16 protein-coding genes are annotated in these 17,455 nt (G+C 53.2%); 12 read left to right on the top strand and 4 right to left on the bottom strand.

Annotation, left to right across the window (positions count from 1 at the left end):
* Positions 1 to 60 precede the first annotated feature (60 nt).
* The 4 genes from ACOQPU_RS14685 to ACOQPU_RS14670 all read right to left on the bottom strand — a co-directional run bounded on the left by ACOQPU_RS14685 (position 61) and on the right by ACOQPU_RS14670 (position 4,849).
* On the bottom strand, positions 61 to 999 hold the full coding sequence (locus ACOQPU_RS14685) for a nucleoside hydrolase (protein ID WP_420640581.1): 939 nt from the start codon (positions 997 to 999) through the stop codon (positions 61 to 63).
* A gap of 66 nt (positions 1,000 to 1,065) precedes the next feature.
* Positions 1,066 to 2,379: an amidohydrolase family protein gene (locus tag ACOQPU_RS14680; protein ID WP_420640580.1), complete on the bottom strand. Its 1,314-nt coding sequence runs from the start codon at positions 2,377 to 2,379 to the stop codon at positions 1,066 to 1,068.
* 87 nt (positions 2,380 to 2,466) lie between these two features.
* Positions 2,467 to 3,378, bottom strand: coding sequence for a ribokinase (gene rbsK / locus ACOQPU_RS14675; protein ID WP_420640579.1), 912 nt, complete (start codon positions 3,376 to 3,378; stop codon positions 2,467 to 2,469).
* Positions 3,379 to 3,454: 76 nt separating this feature from the next.
* Complete coding sequence (locus ACOQPU_RS14670; protein ID WP_420640578.1) at positions 3,455 to 4,849, bottom strand: sulfatase; 1,395 nt, start codon at positions 4,847 to 4,849, stop codon at positions 3,455 to 3,457.
* A 153-nt stretch (positions 4,850 to 5,002) separates the two neighbouring features.
* Between ACOQPU_RS14670 and ACOQPU_RS14665 the strand changes: the two genes are divergently transcribed.
* The 12 genes from ACOQPU_RS14665 to ACOQPU_RS14610 all read left to right on the top strand — a co-directional run bounded on the left by ACOQPU_RS14665 (position 5,003) and on the right by ACOQPU_RS14610 (position 17,426).
* On the top strand, positions 5,003 to 6,319 hold the full coding sequence (locus tag ACOQPU_RS14665; RefSeq protein ID WP_420640577.1) for an ADP-ribosylglycohydrolase family protein: 1,317 nt from the start codon (positions 5,003 to 5,005) through the stop codon (positions 6,317 to 6,319).
* A gap of 99 nt (positions 6,320 to 6,418) precedes the next feature.
* A complete protein-coding gene (locus tag ACOQPU_RS14660; RefSeq protein WP_420640576.1) occupies positions 6,419 to 7,135 on the top strand; it encodes a nucleoside phosphorylase in 717 nt (238 codons plus the stop codon).
* 26 nt (positions 7,136 to 7,161) lie between these two features.
* Complete coding sequence (locus tag ACOQPU_RS14655; protein ID WP_420640575.1) at positions 7,162 to 8,169, top strand: ABC transporter permease; 1,008 nt, start codon at positions 7,162 to 7,164, stop codon at positions 8,167 to 8,169.
* A 419-nt stretch (positions 8,170 to 8,588) separates the two neighbouring features.
* Complete coding sequence (locus ACOQPU_RS14650; protein ID WP_420640574.1) at positions 8,589 to 9,728, top strand: BMP family ABC transporter substrate-binding protein; 1,140 nt, start codon at positions 8,589 to 8,591, stop codon at positions 9,726 to 9,728.
* Positions 9,729 to 9,804: 76 nt separating this feature from the next.
* Positions 9,805 to 11,346 carry an ABC transporter ATP-binding protein gene (locus ACOQPU_RS14645; protein ID WP_420640573.1) on the top strand — a complete coding sequence of 514 codons (1,542 nt, stop codon included), beginning with the start codon at positions 9,805 to 9,807 and terminating at the stop codon, positions 11,344 to 11,346.
* 126 nt (positions 11,347 to 11,472) lie between these two features.
* Complete coding sequence (locus ACOQPU_RS14640; RefSeq protein ID WP_420640572.1) at positions 11,473 to 12,588, top strand: ABC transporter permease; 1,116 nt, start codon at positions 11,473 to 11,475, stop codon at positions 12,586 to 12,588.
* The gene (locus ACOQPU_RS14635) at positions 12,588 to 13,556 is read left to right on the top strand and encodes an ABC transporter permease (protein WP_420640571.1); all 969 of its coding nucleotides are present in this window, start codon (positions 12,588 to 12,590) and stop codon (positions 13,554 to 13,556) included. The genes ACOQPU_RS14640 and ACOQPU_RS14635 overlap by 1 nt, the downstream gene beginning before the upstream one ends.
* A gap of 51 nt (positions 13,557 to 13,607) precedes the next feature.
* Positions 13,608 to 14,357, top strand: coding sequence for a hypothetical protein (locus ACOQPU_RS14630; RefSeq protein WP_420640570.1), 750 nt, complete (start codon positions 13,608 to 13,610; stop codon positions 14,355 to 14,357).
* 94 nt (positions 14,358 to 14,451) lie between these two features.
* Entirely contained in the window at positions 14,452 to 15,300 is an 849-nt protein-coding gene (locus ACOQPU_RS14625; protein ID WP_420640569.1) for a PfkB family carbohydrate kinase, read from the top strand.
* A gap of 101 nt (positions 15,301 to 15,401) precedes the next feature.
* Positions 15,402 to 16,148 (top strand): YebC/PmpR family DNA-binding transcriptional regulator, encoded by a 747-nt coding sequence (locus ACOQPU_RS14620; protein ID WP_420640568.1) that lies wholly within the window; start codon positions 15,402 to 15,404, stop codon positions 16,146 to 16,148.
* A gap of 90 nt (positions 16,149 to 16,238) precedes the next feature.
* Entirely contained in the window at positions 16,239 to 16,727 is a 489-nt protein-coding gene (ruvC, locus tag ACOQPU_RS14615; RefSeq protein WP_420645843.1) for a crossover junction endodeoxyribonuclease RuvC, read from the top strand.
* A 75-nt stretch (positions 16,728 to 16,802) separates the two neighbouring features.
* Positions 16,803 to 17,426 carry a hypothetical protein gene (locus ACOQPU_RS14610; protein WP_420640567.1) on the top strand — a complete coding sequence of 208 codons (624 nt, stop codon included), beginning with the start codon at positions 16,803 to 16,805 and terminating at the stop codon, positions 17,424 to 17,426.
* Positions 17,427 to 17,455: the final 29 nt, after the last annotated feature.

The following is a 17,455-nucleotide window of genomic DNA, read 5'->3' as shown; positions in this document are numbered from 1 at the left end:
TTAACGTAGATTTTTGAAAATGAGATAACAAAAATCCATTGAATCCGTGAAATCCACGGCTTATTTCAGCCCTTGTTCCATGAGGGCGAAGAAGCGGTCGCTATCTACTTCCAGGATGATGTTGCAGTTGGGCGTACGGCCGTTGCGTTGCCCCCAATCCGTGGTGGTTTGGCCGCGTGTGTACATGCCCGTTAGCTCTACAGAGACATGTCGCACTTCCGCCTTGGTTACAATGTCTGGCTCCAGAGCAACAGCCATCGCCAGAGGATCCGCGCCAAACATCATCGTGCGCCCCATGAATTTGCGAATGAATTCCATCGTCTTGGCCGAAATATCTTTGTAAAAGCGAGATCGCGGCGTGTCCAGGGCGTGCCATCGCTGGATAACCTCTTCTGGGATGCCGTGGCGCATTGTGGCTTCCCAATCAATTAATTCGATGAGCCCGCCGTAATTTTCCCACGCTTCAAACACCACGTGGGCTGCTTCCGGGTCGTGGTAGATGTTGAACTCGGCGGAGACATTGCTGGTGTTGCCCTGGGACGTGACTGCGCCGCCCATCACCACAAATCGCTTTAGCTTTTCGGGCAGGGTGGGGTCTAGCTTAAGCGCGACGGCAACGTTGGTGAGGGGGCCGATGGCGACGAGCGTGTACTCGCCGGGGGCTTCGTTGGCCATCCGCAGCAGAGCCAGGGCCGCGTGTTCCGCCTCTGCCTGGCGCGTTTGGGGTACGTAGCCCACATCGCCCAGGCCGTCTTGCCCATGCACAAAGGCAGCATCTTCCTGGAAGATGACCAGTGGCTTGTCACAGCCAGCATAAACTGGCACATCCTGCTCAATCACTTCGACGATGGCGAGGCTGTTGCGAACGGTATGCTCTAGCCCAACGTTGCCGCCGACGGCCAAAAGCGCAGCCACGGTGGCATTGGGGTGAGCGGCGGCCATCAGGATGGCTTCGGCGTCGTCTACGCCGGGGTCTGTGTCGATGATTAGTTTTTCCATGAGCAGTTCTCCTGTTCTATTTTTAACGCAAAGGCGCGAAGGCGCAGAGGTTTGTTGGTTTCCAAATTAGTTGGACAGCTTTTCACTGAGTTGTTGATAGCTACGTTCTAAGCCTTGACTGGCCTGGGGATAGTTGATGGTTTGGAAACGGCCGTCTTTCAACAACCACTTCCCCGCCACCATCACATCTCGGACGTGCATCCCAGAGATGCCATAGACGAGCGCGGTGTACACATCCTGCCCGTTGCGGGGCGTCCACCCTATTTCGTCCAGGTCCAGAGTGATGAGGTCTGCCTGTTTGCCCGGCTCCAGCGAGCCAATTTCATCTGCCAAACCGAGTGCCTGCGCCCCGCCAAGCGTCGCCATGTGCAAAATGGTGCGGGTGGGCAGGGCGTTGGGCGTGCGATGGTGCAGGGCCATCAGCTTGCCCACAATTTGCATCTCTTTGAACATATCGTAGCTGTTGTTGTTGGTCACGTTGTCGGTGCCGAGGGCGAGGTTGATGCTTGCGTCAAGCATACCACAGGCGTCGGCCACCCCGGCAGCGTTGCGCATGGCCGAGGAGGGGTTGATAACGGCCGTAAAGGGCACATCGGCCAGCAGGGGATAATCTTCTGGCGGGACAGTGAGGCAATGGGCTGCCAAAATGGGATGTTCAAGCATACCCATTTTGGCGAGCTGCTGGATGGCGGTACGGCCGTACTTCTCCAAACAGTAGCGGTCCTCCTCGCCACTGGTGCTGAGGTGAATGTGAAAGCCGGTGTTGAACGCCATCGCCAAATCTAGCTCGATGGCCATTGCCGCTTCGCTGTTGTCTATAAAAAAGGCGTGTGGCCCCACCCAACCCTGAATCAGCGGGTCGTGCGCCACAGATTGCAGGAATTGGGTGGCGGCGGCTAGTTCGCGCTGGCGGGCCTCGGCTTCGCCCAGCTCGACCACGCCGTAGCCCAATGCTGCCCGCAGGCCGCTTTGGCGCACGGCGGGGACGATCTGCTCCATCCAAAAATATTGGTCAGCAAAGGTGGTGGTGCCGGTGCGAATCATCTCGGCGCAGGAGACCAGAACAGCCGCCGGGATCATCTCTGGCGTCATCACCTCTTCCACCATGCGAATGGTGTTGTACCAGCCCTCAAAGTTGAACAGGGAATGCCCCTCGGCCAGGCCACGAAAGAGTACCATCGGGCTGTGGGTGTGGGCGTTGACCAGCCCTGGCATGATGAGCTTGTTGCCCAAATCAACGGCCGTTCCTGCAAAATCATCTGGGGGTGAAGATGTGATGGAGTGGATACGGCCGTCTGCCACCAGCAAATAGCCCGGTTCAAAAATCATATCCTGGGCATCTAAACAAACAACCTGGGCAGCTTTGAGCAATGTTTTCATGGGTGAAAAATTTTTAGCCGCAGATTTCGCGGATTGACGCGGATTTTTTCTCCTTTTAATCCAAATAATCCGCGAAATCCGTGGCTATTATTTTTTGAGCAATTGTTCCAGTTCAGCACGGGTGGGCATGGCGGAGCTGGCACCGGGCTTGGTGGTGGCCAGCGCGCCAGCAGCCGCGCCCCAGCGGATGGCTTCGGGCAACGGCCGTTCCTCCGCTAGTGCCACCGCCAACCCGCCATTAAACGCATCCCCCGCTGCCACGGTGTCGATGGCGTTGACGGTGAATGGTTCCACAAAGCCACTTTCCGCAGCGGATTGATAGTAGACACCTTGGGCACCGAGTTTGATAACGGCCGTATCCACCCCACGCTCCAGCAAAATCTCAGCCGCTTTGGCAGCCTCCGTCTGGTTGGCGGGGCGAAAACCGACCAGCACTTCCGTTTCTAGCTCGTTAGGGGTCATTACGTGGCAAAGTTGGTACGCCTCTGCTGGTAGTGGCTTGGCGGGTGCCGGATCAAAAATGACTGTTGCTCCGGTATCTTGTGCCGCTTGGGCCGCTGCCAGCGATGTTTCTAGCGGGCTTTCCATTTGCAGCAGCAGTACGTTGGCACTTTGCAGGGCTTCACGGGTGCGGGCGACCTCACGGCCGTCGTGGGTCATGTTGGCTCCAGAGATAACGATGATGGCGTTTTCTGCCGCCTCATCCACGCTGATGACCGCCAGCCCGGTGCCGCTGTCTGGGTCAACCAAAATGCCGCTGATGTCCACTGGCTCGTCGGCGACCAGTTCCAATACACCTTTGCCAAAGGCATCATCCCCCACGCGGCCAATAAATTGCGTGGGTGCACCTAGCCGTCCGGCGGCAACCGCCTGGTTGAATCCTTTGCCGCCCGGTACGGTGATGAAGCTGCTGCCAAACAGCGTCTCGCCCGGCGCGGGCAGGCGCGGGACGTAAGTTGTCAAATCCATGTTAATACTGCCAAGAACAACAACAGCCATATCTTCCTCCGATGATATTTATCCGCAGAATTCACCGATTACACAGATTAAAGGCACATAGTCTGCAAAATCTGCGCTAATCTGCGGATTTTCCTGTTCGCCACGCTTCACTTGTGTTGTGGCGGGGCAGATCGCGCACCCGCAGTCCGCTTTTGGCGGGGTCCTCATTTTTGGTAAAGAACGCTTCTAGCCGCCCAATGAGGGCTTGTACGATGGGCTGCATGTCTGGGCGGTCAATCAGATTCTTCATTTCGCGGGGGTCAGCGGCCAGATCGAACAGCTCATGTGGCCCATCCGGCGAGCGGTAAACCAGCTTGTGACGCGAGGTGCGAATCATGCGGACGTTGCCATATTCGCCAAACTGCACGGCTCGCCAGTCGGGGATGGGTTGGCTATGCAGCAGCGGTTGGTAGCTACGACCCACAAACTGCGTGTCCGGTGGGGTGATGCCTGCCACGTCTAATATTGTGAGGAAGGTGTCTAGATGATCGACGAATTCGGTGCGAGGCTGTGGTAGCGGGGTCGCGTTTTGGGTGGATGAACGGCCATCGTACCAGATTAGCGGCACACGAATGGATTCTTCGACCATGTTGAGCGGCAGCGTGCCGTTGCCTTTGCCCCAAATGCCATGATGCCCACAGTTTAGACCGTGGTCTGAGGTGTAGATGATGATTGTGTTGTCTAGCTGCCCCAAGCCTTCAAGCTCGTCAATCAGACGACCAACGGCCGTATCAATCTCAGTTACCGCCGCGTAATATTGGGCCAACGCCTCGCGCGGATTGTGGCGCGTCTCATTGAGCGACTCCAGATTTTGCCTGCCGAAGGGGTATGTCTCGTTTAGCGGCACGTCGGTAAAGGTACAACCTCGATAAGAAGCCGCCAATCTTTCTGACTGCCCTTCCCACGGGCTGTGCGTGGCATAGTAGCCAATCGTCATAAAAAACGGCCGTTCCTCATCCCGCTCTCGCAAAAAGTTCGCGGCCTGCTCGGTGATGTTGTGGCTGATGCGGCCAGGGAGGGTTTGGAAACGGCCGTTTACCCCATACCGAAACGGCCCTTCATGCGGAATTGGGTAGTCCCGTCCCAACGTGAACCATTCTTCGTAGCCGGGCGCGGGATGTTCATCTTGCCCCAAGTGCCACTTGCCAAACTGCCCCGTCTGGTAGCCCGCTGCCTGAAAAAGCTGGGCTAAAGTCGTTTCTTCGGCCAGCCAATGAATGTCGTTCACCTCGAGGTCACCAGTGGCTAGATAATCATGGATGCCGTGCTGGGAGGCCAGCTTCCCCGTGAGCAGGCAGGCCCGCGCCGGGGAGCAGACAGGTGTGGGAGTAAAGGCGTTGGCAAACCAGGTGCCATGTTGGGCCAAATAATCGAACGAGGGGGTGCGAAGTTCATGGTTTCCGGCACAGCGCATCGCCCATTGGGCATGGTCGTCGGTTAAAAAGAGGAGAATGTTGGGTGATTGTGCCATTTTGTTTTTTTGCCACAAGAACACAGAGGTTTTAGAGGCTGGGTGTGGCTTTTGGGATTGGTTTTCGATTTAGTGGATCATGCTGTTAATATTATGCGGCAACTAATTTCTTTTGACGAAAAGTGAATCCCTGACTCAGCTTAAGAAGCAATCATGTACTTACCGCAGGAACTTTTATTAGCCGAACTGGATTTACGTGAGCAGCAGGGTTTTACCCCTGAGGCAATATTCAAGCTGCGTACGGCCGTTACAAAATCCCCACTTTCCCCAACCGAAGCCAACCAATTTTGGCAGCAAATCGCTGACCTGCCGCGCGTCCCCAACTGGCCATACGATGAGCCGGATGCGTTGGCAGAAATTCAGCAAATGACTGAATCGGTGGAACTGCCTACTCCGGTGGAAACGGTCGTTCCCACCAAAATTCACGGTGGGCTGCTAGGCCGTTTTGCTGGGATGATGCTGGGCAAGCCGCTGGAAGGCACCTGGCCTGCTGCCCAAATCTGGCGATATCTGGAATTGGCTGGGGCATTTCCCCTGCAGGATTATGTGCCGCTGCTAGAACCATTCCCCGATGGCTTCACTCTGCCAGTCTGGAGCCGCTGGTACGATACCACGCGCGGCAACATCCGCCGTGTGGTGCAGGACGATGATGTGGAATACACCCTGGCGGCGATGCTCATCCTACAAAAGCATGGCTTCAACTTTACAACGGCGGATGTGGGGCAGTTTTGGCTGGACAATTTTGCGTACGGCCGTGTTTTCACAGCGGAGCGGGTCGTGTACAAACATTTGGTGAATGGGGTTTCGGCAGAAACGGCCGCAGCCTTGCGAAACCCTTACCGTGAATGGATCGGGGCGCAAATTCGGGCGGATGTGTACGGCTACGTTTGCCCTGGCCAGCCGCGCCGGGCAGCGGCACTTGCCTACAAAGATGCCGCCCTTTCACATCGAGGCAACGGCATTTACGGGGCGATGTGGGTGGCGGCAATGGTGTCCGCCGCCTTTGTATTGAATAAGCCAGAGGCGATCATTCGCGCTGGGCTGGCAGAAATCCCGCCCCAAAGCCGTCTGCACGAAGCGGTTGAAAAAGCGATTGGCTGGGCAAAGCAGGAAGCCACCTGGGAAGATGCGTTCCGCCAAATCAAGCAATATTGCCGCCGCTACTACAATGTAGATGTGGGCGAAAACTGGATTCACACAATTCCCAACGCCTGTTTAGTGACGCTGGGCCTGCTACTCGGCGCGGATGATTTTTCAGCGGGGGTGGGAACGGCCGTATCCTGCGGTTGGGACACAGATTGCAATGGCGCAACGGTTGGCTCCATCCTCGGCGTGATGCTGGGGGCAGACAATATTCCAGCCCGCTGGACAGCCCCGCTAAATGATGAAATTGAGAGCTACATTCCGGGTGAGAACGGCCGTGCCATCACCGATCTCGCCCAGCAAATCACCCAAATGGCACGCTACTAAAGTTTGATAATCTGCAAATGGCACAAATTAGCGTAGATTGGTTATTAATCTGTGAAAATCTGCGTTAATCTGCGGATACATTCCCAAGGAGGTAGAACAATGGAATGGCACATTCAATGCGATCCCAAAGAGATTTCTCGCTATGTATTTTGCCCTGGTGACCAGGCGCGGGCTAAAAAGATTGCCGCGCATCTCGACGACAGCTATCTAGTCACCGACAGTCGTGGCTATGCAGTCTTTTCTGGCCGCTACAAAGACGTGTTCATGACAGTCTGCGGCACAGGGATGGGCGGCCCTACCGTTGCCATTGCCCTGGAAGAACTGGCCCACATGGGCGCAGACACCTTCGTTCGCGTGGGTTCCTGCGGCGTGTTTCAGGATGGCCAAAAGCCGGGCGACGTGATTATTGCCAGTGGCACCTTCCGAGCAGGCGGCACGGCCAACGCCTACCTGCCACTCAACTATCCGGCGGTGCCCACCTTTGCCGTCCTGCGCGCATTGGTTGAAGCTGCTGAGGCGCTGGGAATTCCACACACCGTCGGCGTTGGGCTGGCGGGCGATGCCTTCTACGCGCCGCGTGAAGAAGGGTCTGGCGACATTTTTAAGACGGCTGGCGTGGTCTCTGTGGAGATGGAAAGTGATACGCTCTTTGTGGTGGGGGCGTATCGTGGCTGGCGCACTGGGGCACTGTATGCGTCTGACGGGGCACCAGGGGTCATCAAGCCAGAGTGGGGCGAGGCCGATTACCGCAGAGGCGAGCAGCAAGTTATCCAAATTGGCCTGGAGGCGATGTGGCAGTTAGCTCAGAAAGATTAGCCCTGGCTACGGACACGGAATAGTTGATGAAACCTGCGCCTGTCCTCCAGCCGTTTCTAGCCGTTATTTTGGGCATGGGGCTAGGGTTGCTTCTTGTCCTGCCCACGGGCGAAAATCCATTTGAGGCGTACCGCCTCTGGTTGACGGCCGGATTTGGCTGTGTGGGTAGCGGCGGCTTCTGCGCCATCTGGACGGCGTTACAGTACGCTACCCCGATGGTTCTCAGCGGACTGGCAGCGATGGTAGCCTTTCGCTCCGGCATGATCAGCATTGGGCAGTTTGGGCAGATGGTTTGTGGCGCGGGCATGACCACTTTTCTTGTATCTACCCTACCTGGTGAGCCGTGGTTGCGGATTAGTCTGGGTTTGTTGGGTGGCATTATGGCGGGAGGCATTTGGAGTGCCATCCCCGGTGCGCTGCGTGCTTACCTGAACATTAACGAGGTTATCACCACGCTTATATTCAATACGCTGGCATTGGCAGCAACGGGGCGGGTTAGTTTTTGGCGCATCCCCACGGAAGTGCGTTTCACACCGTTAATTCCCACGACGAAATTGACGGTTGCTTTTTTTGTTGCGGTGGGAACGGCCGTCCTCACCTATCTTTATCTTTGGCGAAGAGGAGCCGGTTTGGAAATACGCATGGCTGGTCAAGCAAGTTTGTTCACCAAATTTGCAGGCATGAATGCACGTTGGGCAGTGGTGCGGGGTATGTTTATCAGCGGGGGCTTGGCTGGCTTGGCAGGTGGCTTAGAGGTGCTGGCTGTGCATCATCGGTTTGTGTCTAGCTTTTCCACTATTGACCAATTTGACGGCATTATTGTGAGCCTGCTGGGGCAGCTTCACCCGTTGGGAATTTTATTTAGTTCATTTTTGTTGGGAGGCTTGCGTTTGGGGTCGTTGAACGGGTTGCAACTGCAAACGGCCGTGCCCCGGCAGCTTAGCAACATTATTATTGGCCTGATGATGATTCTCATGGTGATGCCCACCATTATTCAGTGGCTCAAAGTCGGCACCGTAAAAAAGGGTGCATAAAAATGCAAGCATGTTATACTTTCCGCCATCAAGCAAATCATTAATAAGATTCTTAAAAATAAAAGCCTCTATGTAAATCACAAAAAGTATATTGATGAGAATTGAGCCGCGAAATTGTGGTTTACATAAGTAAAAGCTGGAGAAATGGCTCGGCTTATTGCAAATTTGCTTTCCTGCTTTCACATAGATACTTGCGGTAATCTTCAACTCCACGTAAGGGCTCTTGTCGATGAATTTCTCACCAACTGGTGCGACTACTCAACCGACCACCAAAAACCACCCCGACAGTGACTGCAATTTAGCTGCCCCCTGGTTCTCAATAATCGGAAAAATCAATAAATCTTGTTCGTCGAAAGCCGCATATGCGCGCTTTTTTCATTTTGTAGTTTGCTCACAATATTCCTAAGAAGGAGGAACACATGAGACGCAAAACCCTTTTATTAATTTTGGCTATGATCCTCGCGCTGTTATTTACAGCTTGCGGTGGAGACGAACCCGCCGAAGATGCTTCTGGCGAAGATACCCCCACCGATAGCAGCGGCGATGAAGGTGCCACCGACGACGAGGAAATGACGGAAAATGCTGACTTCAGCTTTGCGCTGGTGCTGCCCGGTGCACTTGGCGACCGCTCCTTTGCTGATTCCTCAAATCGTGGAGCCGAGCGGGCAATGGAAGAGCTAGGTGTTTCTGGTACGATTATTGAAACCGCTGGTATCACCGAGCATGAAGCCGCTATGCGCGGTGCCATTCTTGCTGGTAATGACATTGTGTTGCCGCTGGCACTAGATGCCGAACTGGTGCTGACATTGGCGGAAGAGTTCCCAGACCAGAAATTTGGTGCCCCGTCAGACGTTTTCGCCGATTCTCTACCGGATAACTTTGCTGCTTTCCAGATCAACGTGCATGAGTCCAGCTTCCTGGCTGGTCTTATTGCCGGATCGATGACCGAAACCAAAGTTGTTGGTGCCGTGGTAGGTGGCGACGCGCCCGCTTTGAACCAATTCTTCTATGGCTACAAGCAGGGCGTTCTTGAAGTTTGCCCCGACTGTGAAGTTCTTGTTGGTTACCTGGGCTTTGATTTTGAGAACCCCACGCTGGGACTGGAAACTGCGCTTGGCCAGTATGAACAAGGCGCAGACATTGTTTACCAAGTTGCTGGTCGTTCTGGTGAAGGCGTTTTAGAAGCGGCTGCCCAAACTGGTAATTATGCCATTGGCGTGGATTCTAATCAGGATTGGATTCAGCCTGGGCATGTAATTGTTTCCATGATTAAACGGGTGGATATTGCCACTTACACCCTGATTGAGTGGGCTTTGAATGACACGTTCCAGGGAGGCTTTAACCAGCTTGGTATGGCCGATGGAGCGGCCGGGATTTCTTGGGATGAAGGCTCTACAACCTTCAAGGACGAAGGCCCGACGGAGATGGTGGAAAAACTGCCCGATGTTGAAGCAACTGTAGAAGAATATCGTGCAAACATTTTGTCTGGTGACTATGTCGTCTGTGACGCGCTGGTTGATCCTGAACTGACTTCAGATGCGTGCGCACCGCTGAAGTGAGATTGAATAATCAATAACCAAGCGAATGACGTCACACCATTTCGGTGTGACGTCATTCGCCCTCTGTGGAAAACTCATGGCAAATGCTGTCGAACTGCGAAACATCACCAAATATTTTCCCTCTTCCAATGTATTAGCGAATAATGATGTGACCCTCTCGGTAACCGAGGGGGAAGTACACGCGCTGGTCGGTGAGAATGGTGCTGGCAAGACGACGTTGATGAACATTCTCTACGGGTTGTACAAGCCGGATTCTGGGGAGATTTTGGTCAATGGTCAGCCAGTTGAGATCAACCACCCTGATGATGCCATAAATATGGGGATTGGTATGGTACATCAGCATTTTAAACTGGTGCCGTCGTTTACGATTGCCGAAAATATCATGCTGGGGATTGAGCCGAACCGGTACGGCGTGTTGCAGAAAAAGGATGAGGCTGAATTGGTGCGTCAGTTAGCAGACGATTTTGGTCTGCCAGTTGACCCTCATGCTCGCATTCGGGATTTGCCGGTGGGCATGCAGCAGCGCGTCGAAATTTTAAAAGCGTTGCAGCGTGAGGCGAAAATTCTGATTTTGGATGAGCCTACGGCCGTACTTACCCCCCAGGAAGTAAAAGAGCTGCTTGCTGTCGTCCGAAATCTAGCTGAACGCGGTCGAACCATTATCTTTATCACCCACAAATTGGTGGAAGTAAAAGATGTCGCCGATCGGCTCAGCGTGATGCGTGGCGGCAAGAAGATTGGCACTCGCAACGTGGCCGATACCAGCATTCCCGACATGGCTCGGATGATGGTGGGACGTTCCGTGCTACTTGAGTTGGATAAACAACCTGCTACCCCTGGTGAGGTGGTGTTTGCTGCGGAGAACATCACCGTGACAGATGCCAGCGGCCTGCCTGCCGTACGCCATATGTCTTTTTCCGTGCGGGAAGGAGAAATCCTGGGCATTGCTGGCGTGAGCGGCAACGGGCAGACAGAGCTAGTGGAAGCAATTTCCGGTATGCGCCCCGTGGAAGGGGGCACATTAACCTTCATGGGGCAGGATATTACTCAGCGAACCGTTGGTGAACGGCGTAAAAAAGGGATGGCGCATATTCCCGAAGACCGGATCAAAATCGGTCTGAATTTGGAAACAGATTTGGATGAGAACCTCGTTGTTAATCGGTACAAATTGCCAGAGTTTAATAGGCTTGGGTTCATGATTAAATCGGCAATGAAAAAGTTTGCTTCGTTTGCCGTCAAGCAATTTTCTATTGCCGCTGCCAAGCCCGGCGAGATGATCGCCACGCTTTCTGGCGGGAACATGCAGAAGGTGGTGTTAGCCCGTGAGCTTTCTGGTGAGCCGAAATTTGTTATCGCCAACCAACCTACGCGTGGTTTGGATGTGGGCAGTATTGAATTTGTCCATCGCTCGCTGGTTGAGGTACGTGACCGGAATGCGGCCGTTCTGCTAATCTCTGTGGAATTGGAAGAAATTTTGTCGTTGAGTGACCGCGTGATTGTGATGTATCGTGGCACGATTGCTGGCGAGGTAGACCCACAAACGACCACCAAGGAAGAGATTGGCTTGCTGATGGGTGGGAGTTCACTGGCTGAAACGGCCGTTGCCGAACCAATATAGGAGGCTACTGTTCCGCCAAGCAACTATGGACGAATATGAGCCTGAGGCGGAACAGTTAAACTGAAGCAAACTTCCATAGCACATATCTATTAAAAGAAGTTTGCTTCAGTACTGTGGCGTAACGTTATGGAAAATTACAACCGACAACAGCGAATCAACACATTTCTGGTACCGCTTCTTGCCGTTATTTCTGGTTTGGTGGTCGCTGCTGTACTCATTTTGTTTACTGACAACTCGCCCCTGGCCGCATTCGAGGAACTGTTTAAGGCTGGTTTTGGCTGCTCTGCGCTCAATCGCTGCGCATTTTTCACGACGCTGGAAAGAGCTACTCCGCTCATGCTCACTGGCCTCTCTGCTGTCGTCGCTTTTCGGTCTGGCATGTTTAGCATTGGCCAGGAGGGGCAATTTGCACTGGGGGCATTAACGGCAGCCTGGCTGGGCTTCGCCATTGACCTGCCTCCCGTCATCCACCCCATTTTCATTATGCTCGTGGCCATGATTGTCGGCGGCATTTATGGCTGGATACCCGGCGTGCTAAAAGTTAAGTTGAACATCAACGAGGTGATTACCACCATCGTGATGAATGAGATTGCGCTTCTATTTTCGGTGTACATGGTGAACTTCCCACTGCGCGCCGACCGAGGCACTACGGCTTTCTCCCCGGTTATTAATGAGGCTGCCAAGTTGCCCATTTTTATGCCCGGCTCAAAGTGGGGGATGGGCTTTGTAATTGCGGTGGCGGCCGTAATTCTGGTTTATCTCTATCTCTGGCGTTCCGCGCCGGGGTATGAGCAGCGTATGGCGGGGCAATCCTCACTTTTTGCCCTTTTTGGCGGCATCCGCAATGATCGCGCTGCTATCCGTGGCATGTTCATCAGTGGCGCAATCGCCGGCTTGGCTGGTGCCATTGAGGTGATTGGCGTGCATTACCGCATCAACCAGGATTTTGCCCCCGGTTTAGGCTTCACAGGACTTTCTGTGGCAATTTTGGGGCAGATACATCCCCTCGGCGTTTTTCTGGTGGCGATTTTGTTTGCAGGGGTTGGTCTGGGTGCTCAACTTGGTTTGCAAATTAATCTGGGCATCCCGCGCGAGTTGGGCGGCACGGTGATTGCCCTGATGATTTTGTTCGTTGCGGCCGAGAAGTTTTACATAGGAGGCATCGCCGGATTGCGTGAAAGGTGGGCAAGGTTCAGGGGGCAGAAAACGGCCGTTGAACTCGCTATGCAGGAGAGGGAATAATGGAAGGCGATCTATTCACTGTTGCGATGTTAAGTAGTGGTTTGCGGTTAGCCACGCCAATTATTCTTGCCGCGCTTGGTGGTGCTTTTTGCTCTCGCGCTGGCGTGCTCAACCTCGCTCTGGAAGGGAAGATGCTTCTTGGCGCATTTGTAGCCATTGTGGCGACATTTTACCTGGGTACGACGCTGGGCGGTATTCTGGTGGCCATCGTCTTTGGTGGCTTATTGGGGTATATGTTTGCCTTTTTCTACCTGAAATATGAAGTGAATCTTATCATTTTGGCGTTGGCGATCAATCTCCTCATTGCCGAAATAACTGTCTATGTGATGCGCGTTTTGTTTGGCAATGTAGGCTCCTGGTCAGACCCCAGCATCCAGCGGTTGCCAGACTTTGAGATTCCCTTGTTGAGCAGCATTCCCATTTTGGGCGATATTCTCAGCGGCTACAACTTCATCGTCTACTTTTCCTGGGCGGCCTGCATCATTGGCTACATTGTGCTTTTCCACACCAAATTTGGGCGGCACATTCGCGCCGTGGGCGAGAATAAGCAGGCGGCCGAAACGCTGGGGATTAACGTGCGCCGGGTGCAGGTGTCGGCGATGGTGATTGCCGGGATGCTGTGTTCGCTTGGTGGGGCATTTCTCTCCGTGGGGCATTTGTCGCTGTTCACACGCAACATGAGCAACGGGCTGGGTTGGGTGGCCGTAACGGCCAATATTTTTGGTTTTCAGCATCCACTTGGCGTGCTGCTAACGGGCTACTTTTTTGGTCTGGCCGAGGCGTTTGCCGTGCGCATTCAAAATGTGACCGATTTGCCGCCAAACCTGATTCAACTGCTGCCGCAGTTTGCGACGCTGGCTGCCTTGATCCTCGTGGCGCTGCGTGAAAAAGTAAACTTGGCTGTGGTGCGTCGTCGCTTCCGCCGCCAACTGGCGCGGGGGGAGATGCAGTCGGCAGCAGGCGACTGATAGTGAAGCAGAAGAGGGCAGTGCCTGACCGCCCAACTGCTCGCTGAAATTATGGATCCGACAAACTGGTGGCAGGAAATTGAATCTGAGCAGTTAGATTTGCTCAAGGACGTGTGGATTCCGGTGGGAACACCGGGGTATGCGGGATTTGCGAAAGCGCAGTGGCGGGAGGTGCTAGACGGCCGTTTCGGCCCAAACAACTGGCGCATTCAATACATCGTGCGGGGGAAAAGCGTTCCATTTAGCGAAGCAATTAAAGAGTATGAGGCAGCGTACCGACACTTTTTGCGAGGGAATCCGGCGTTGGTGCGTTTTTTAACGGCCGTTTGCGGCAACGTCTATGATGACAACATCACCAACGTGTACGACGGCAGCTACGAGCAGCCCCATACGGCGATGAACCATTACCAGGACATCTCGGTGCGGCGGGTGATTGCGGAGTTAGCGGATGATCCTGAATGGCCGGATGTGGTGGATACCGATGTTGCTCCCACCAACCTCACAGACCTAACCGACGGACAAACCCACCATTTGCCCCGCGCCAGAGGCTTTCGCGGAGATTATTTGTTCCAGATCCGCGATCCGCTCTCGCCAGGATTTTGCCTCAATCCAGCCGTCGTGCCTGTCCACGACCCCGCGCTCATCACCAGCCTGCCCAACCGCGAAGGTTGGTACCACAAAGAAGGGTGCGCCCATCTGTCTGTGGAAGCGTTTTGGCAAATGAGCAAAGTCATCGAAGTGCGCTATGCTCGCTTTTTGGCATTGGGGGCAGATCGGGCGAACCCGCTGAGGGGTCTTTGAGCTTAGCTTTTTGACGCAAAGAACGCAAAGGGAAAAAGGCGCAAAGTTATTGTTTTCCTTTACATCTTTGCGCCTTTGCGTTAGGTTTTTTACTATGGCTTCATTGTCCACAATTCTGCTGGGAGCCGCCAGCCTGGATATTTACAAGGAGAACGGCCGTATCCTCCCCGGCGGTGGCTGTGTGAACATGGCGTACCATTGGCGGCAGCTCGATTTTCCGCATTTGTTTTTGACGCGCATTGGGGCGGATGGAGTACGGGTTTTTGGAGAGTTTTTTCAGCGGCATCAAATTGATCATTTGCCAGAGAGTTTGGTGGGAAACGGCCGTACGCCAGCCATCGACATCGCCTTTTTACCTGACAGACAAATCTACATGGACAATTTTGTGGAAGGGGTGCTGGCTGATTTTCAGCTAACCTCTGCCGAAGAAGCGGTGGTGGCCCAGGCGGAACGGGTGCATACTGTATTGGTAGATAGTTTGGTGCGGGAAGTGCATCGGCTGGCGGAAAAGGGGGTATGGGAACGGCCGTTTCTCTCCGCAGATTTCCTCGATTTTCGCCACTTCACACCCGAGCGGTTTGCCAAAATGCTGCCCCTGATTGATTTAGGCTTTATCGGCTGGCCGAAAGAGTCGGATGATCCGTTGCTGCCACGGCTGCGACAAATCGTTTTTGAGTTGGGTAAGCTGCTGGTGGTAACGCTGGGAGCGCGGGGAGTGTTAGTGTGGGACGGCCGTTCCCAGCCGCAGGAATATTTTTACAATGTCAAGGCAATCCCCGTGCAGGGCAGCACTGTGGGTTGCGGCGATGCCTTCATCGCTTACTTTTTGGCAGAGTTTTGGCGTAGCGATAATTTGGCAGCAGCGGTGGCACAAGGGAAGGTAGGTGGGGCAATGGCAACGAAGTGGAAACGGCCGTTGCCAGAGTCCGCCTATGGCCGTTGAGCATCCTTTGTGAACTGTTCTGCCCACTTGTGACTGTGCTATAATACGTTCATCAAAATCCCAAAAATGGATAAGCAAAAAATTACAGTTGGAGAAAAATCATGTCTGGACATTCCAAGTGGTCCACCATCAAACATAAAAAGGCAGCGACTGATAAAAAGCGGGGCAAGCTCTTTACCCAATTAACCAAAGAGTTAACCATTGCCGCCCGTGAAGGCGGCGGCGATCCCACCTTTAACACGCGGCTGGGGCTGGCCATCGACAAGGCCAAAGCGGCCAACATGCCCAAAGACAATATCGAACGCGCCATCAAGCGCGGCACGGGCGAATTGGAAGGCGCAGAGCTATTTGAGTTGATGTACGAAGCGTATGCACCGAACGGCATCGGTCTGCTGGTAGAAGTGGTCACCGACAACAAAAATCGTGCCGTGGCCGATTTGCGTCACGCCCTGAACAAGAATGGCGGCAACATGGCAGAATCTGGTTCAGTATCCTGGCAGTTCACCCGCAAGGGGTACATTGCTGTGGGTGGAAAAGCCGATCAGGACGAACTGTTTTTGGTAGCGGCTGATGCTGGGGCCGATGATATTCAGTTTGGCGAAATGGCCGAAGTTTATACAGAGCTGGAAAATTTCCAGGCAGTACGGGAAGCGATTAAGGACGCGGGCATGGAAGTTGAAGAAGCCAGCATGGTCTATGAACCGAACAATGCCATTGAGCTGGACGGGGACGATGTGCTCCAGGTCATGCGGGTCATCGAAATCATTGAAGATTTGGACGACGTGCAAAACGTTTACTCCACGCTAGAAATCAGCGACGAAGCCATCGCGGCAATGGAAGCAGCCTAACAAATTGTGAATAGTGAATAATTAATTGTGAATGGTTAACGGATTCTCATTCACAATTCAAAGTTCACAATTCACGATTCACAATTAATGATGCGTATTTTGGGATTAGACCCTGGCACGGCAACCACCGGGTATGGCATTGTGGATGTGGAGGAGGGGGAATTTACGGCCGTTGCCTATGGCACCATTTCCACCCTCGCCAAAACACCCATGCCCCAACGCTTGCAGCAAATCCAACAAGAACTGCAACAACTCATTGATGAATACCAGCCAGATAGTGTCGGCGTCGAAGAAGTCTTTTTTGGCCGGAACGTGACCACCGCCATCACCGTGGGGCAGGCACGGGGCGTGCTGCTGCTCACGGTGGCCAACGCCGGATTGCCTATTGGCGAATATTCACCTCCCAAAATTAAAGACGCCGTTACGGGCTACGGCAAAGCCGACAAGGCCCAGGTGCAGCTCATGGTGCGTAATTTGCTCGATCTGGAAGAAACACCCCGCCCCGACGACGCCGCCGACGGTTTGGCAGTGGCCATTACCCATTATCATTATCAACGGTTTGAATCCTTGTACGATTAGACTGTATAAAATCAGGCAATCTTGTTTAACACAAGTGGTCTTAAAATAAAATCTGAATTTCCAGAAAGGAGAATCATGGCATTTTACGACGCAATGAATGATCCAAGTACTTTTGTCATCTCTTTTACAGCAAACCCTAAACGAGATTTTGGTGTCTACGCTAAAGGATATGCAAGGGCTGCCTCAACTTTGGCTAAATCACTTCTGGAAAAACCTCGTTTTCCCGACTATGAAGCATATCCAATTGTGTTCTTGTATCGACATGCATTTGAACTTTATTTAAAAGGTTTGTGTTATCAAGCTGGCTTAATAGCTTACTTCAAGAGTGTCGAAGGTGAAGATTTCCAATATACGCCGACCCATCGACTTGAACCTCTAGCAACGATCTTCCAGAAAATCTGCGCCACCCTCTTTCCATCAGACGCAGATATCAGTCAATTAGCAGATAAAGTTACTAAGTTTGCGAGTGAATTCAGCCAGATAGACAAGGATTCATTTGGTTATCGTTATCCTACTACTAAGTCAGGCGGCAACGCTACAAACCGGCATCAAATGGTGAGTTTGTCATCTTTTCATAATTCTATGGAAGAATTGCTTAATGAGTTGGAAATAATTACTTTCGGATTTGACGTTGAAGAATCTCGGCTGCAAGAAATTTATGAAGCCGTTCAAAACCTAAATGCTTTTGCATCCGAATAAAGTAGATTAGTTCATTTTACAAACTGTAA

The sequence above is a fragment of the Candidatus Leptofilum sp. genome (assembly GCF_965223285.1).
GTDB lineage: Bacteria > Chloroflexota > Anaerolineae > Promineifilales > Promineifilaceae > Leptofilum.
The sequence above is the reverse complement of the archived record's forward strand: the minus strand, read 5'-3'. Positions and strand labels throughout refer to the sequence as shown.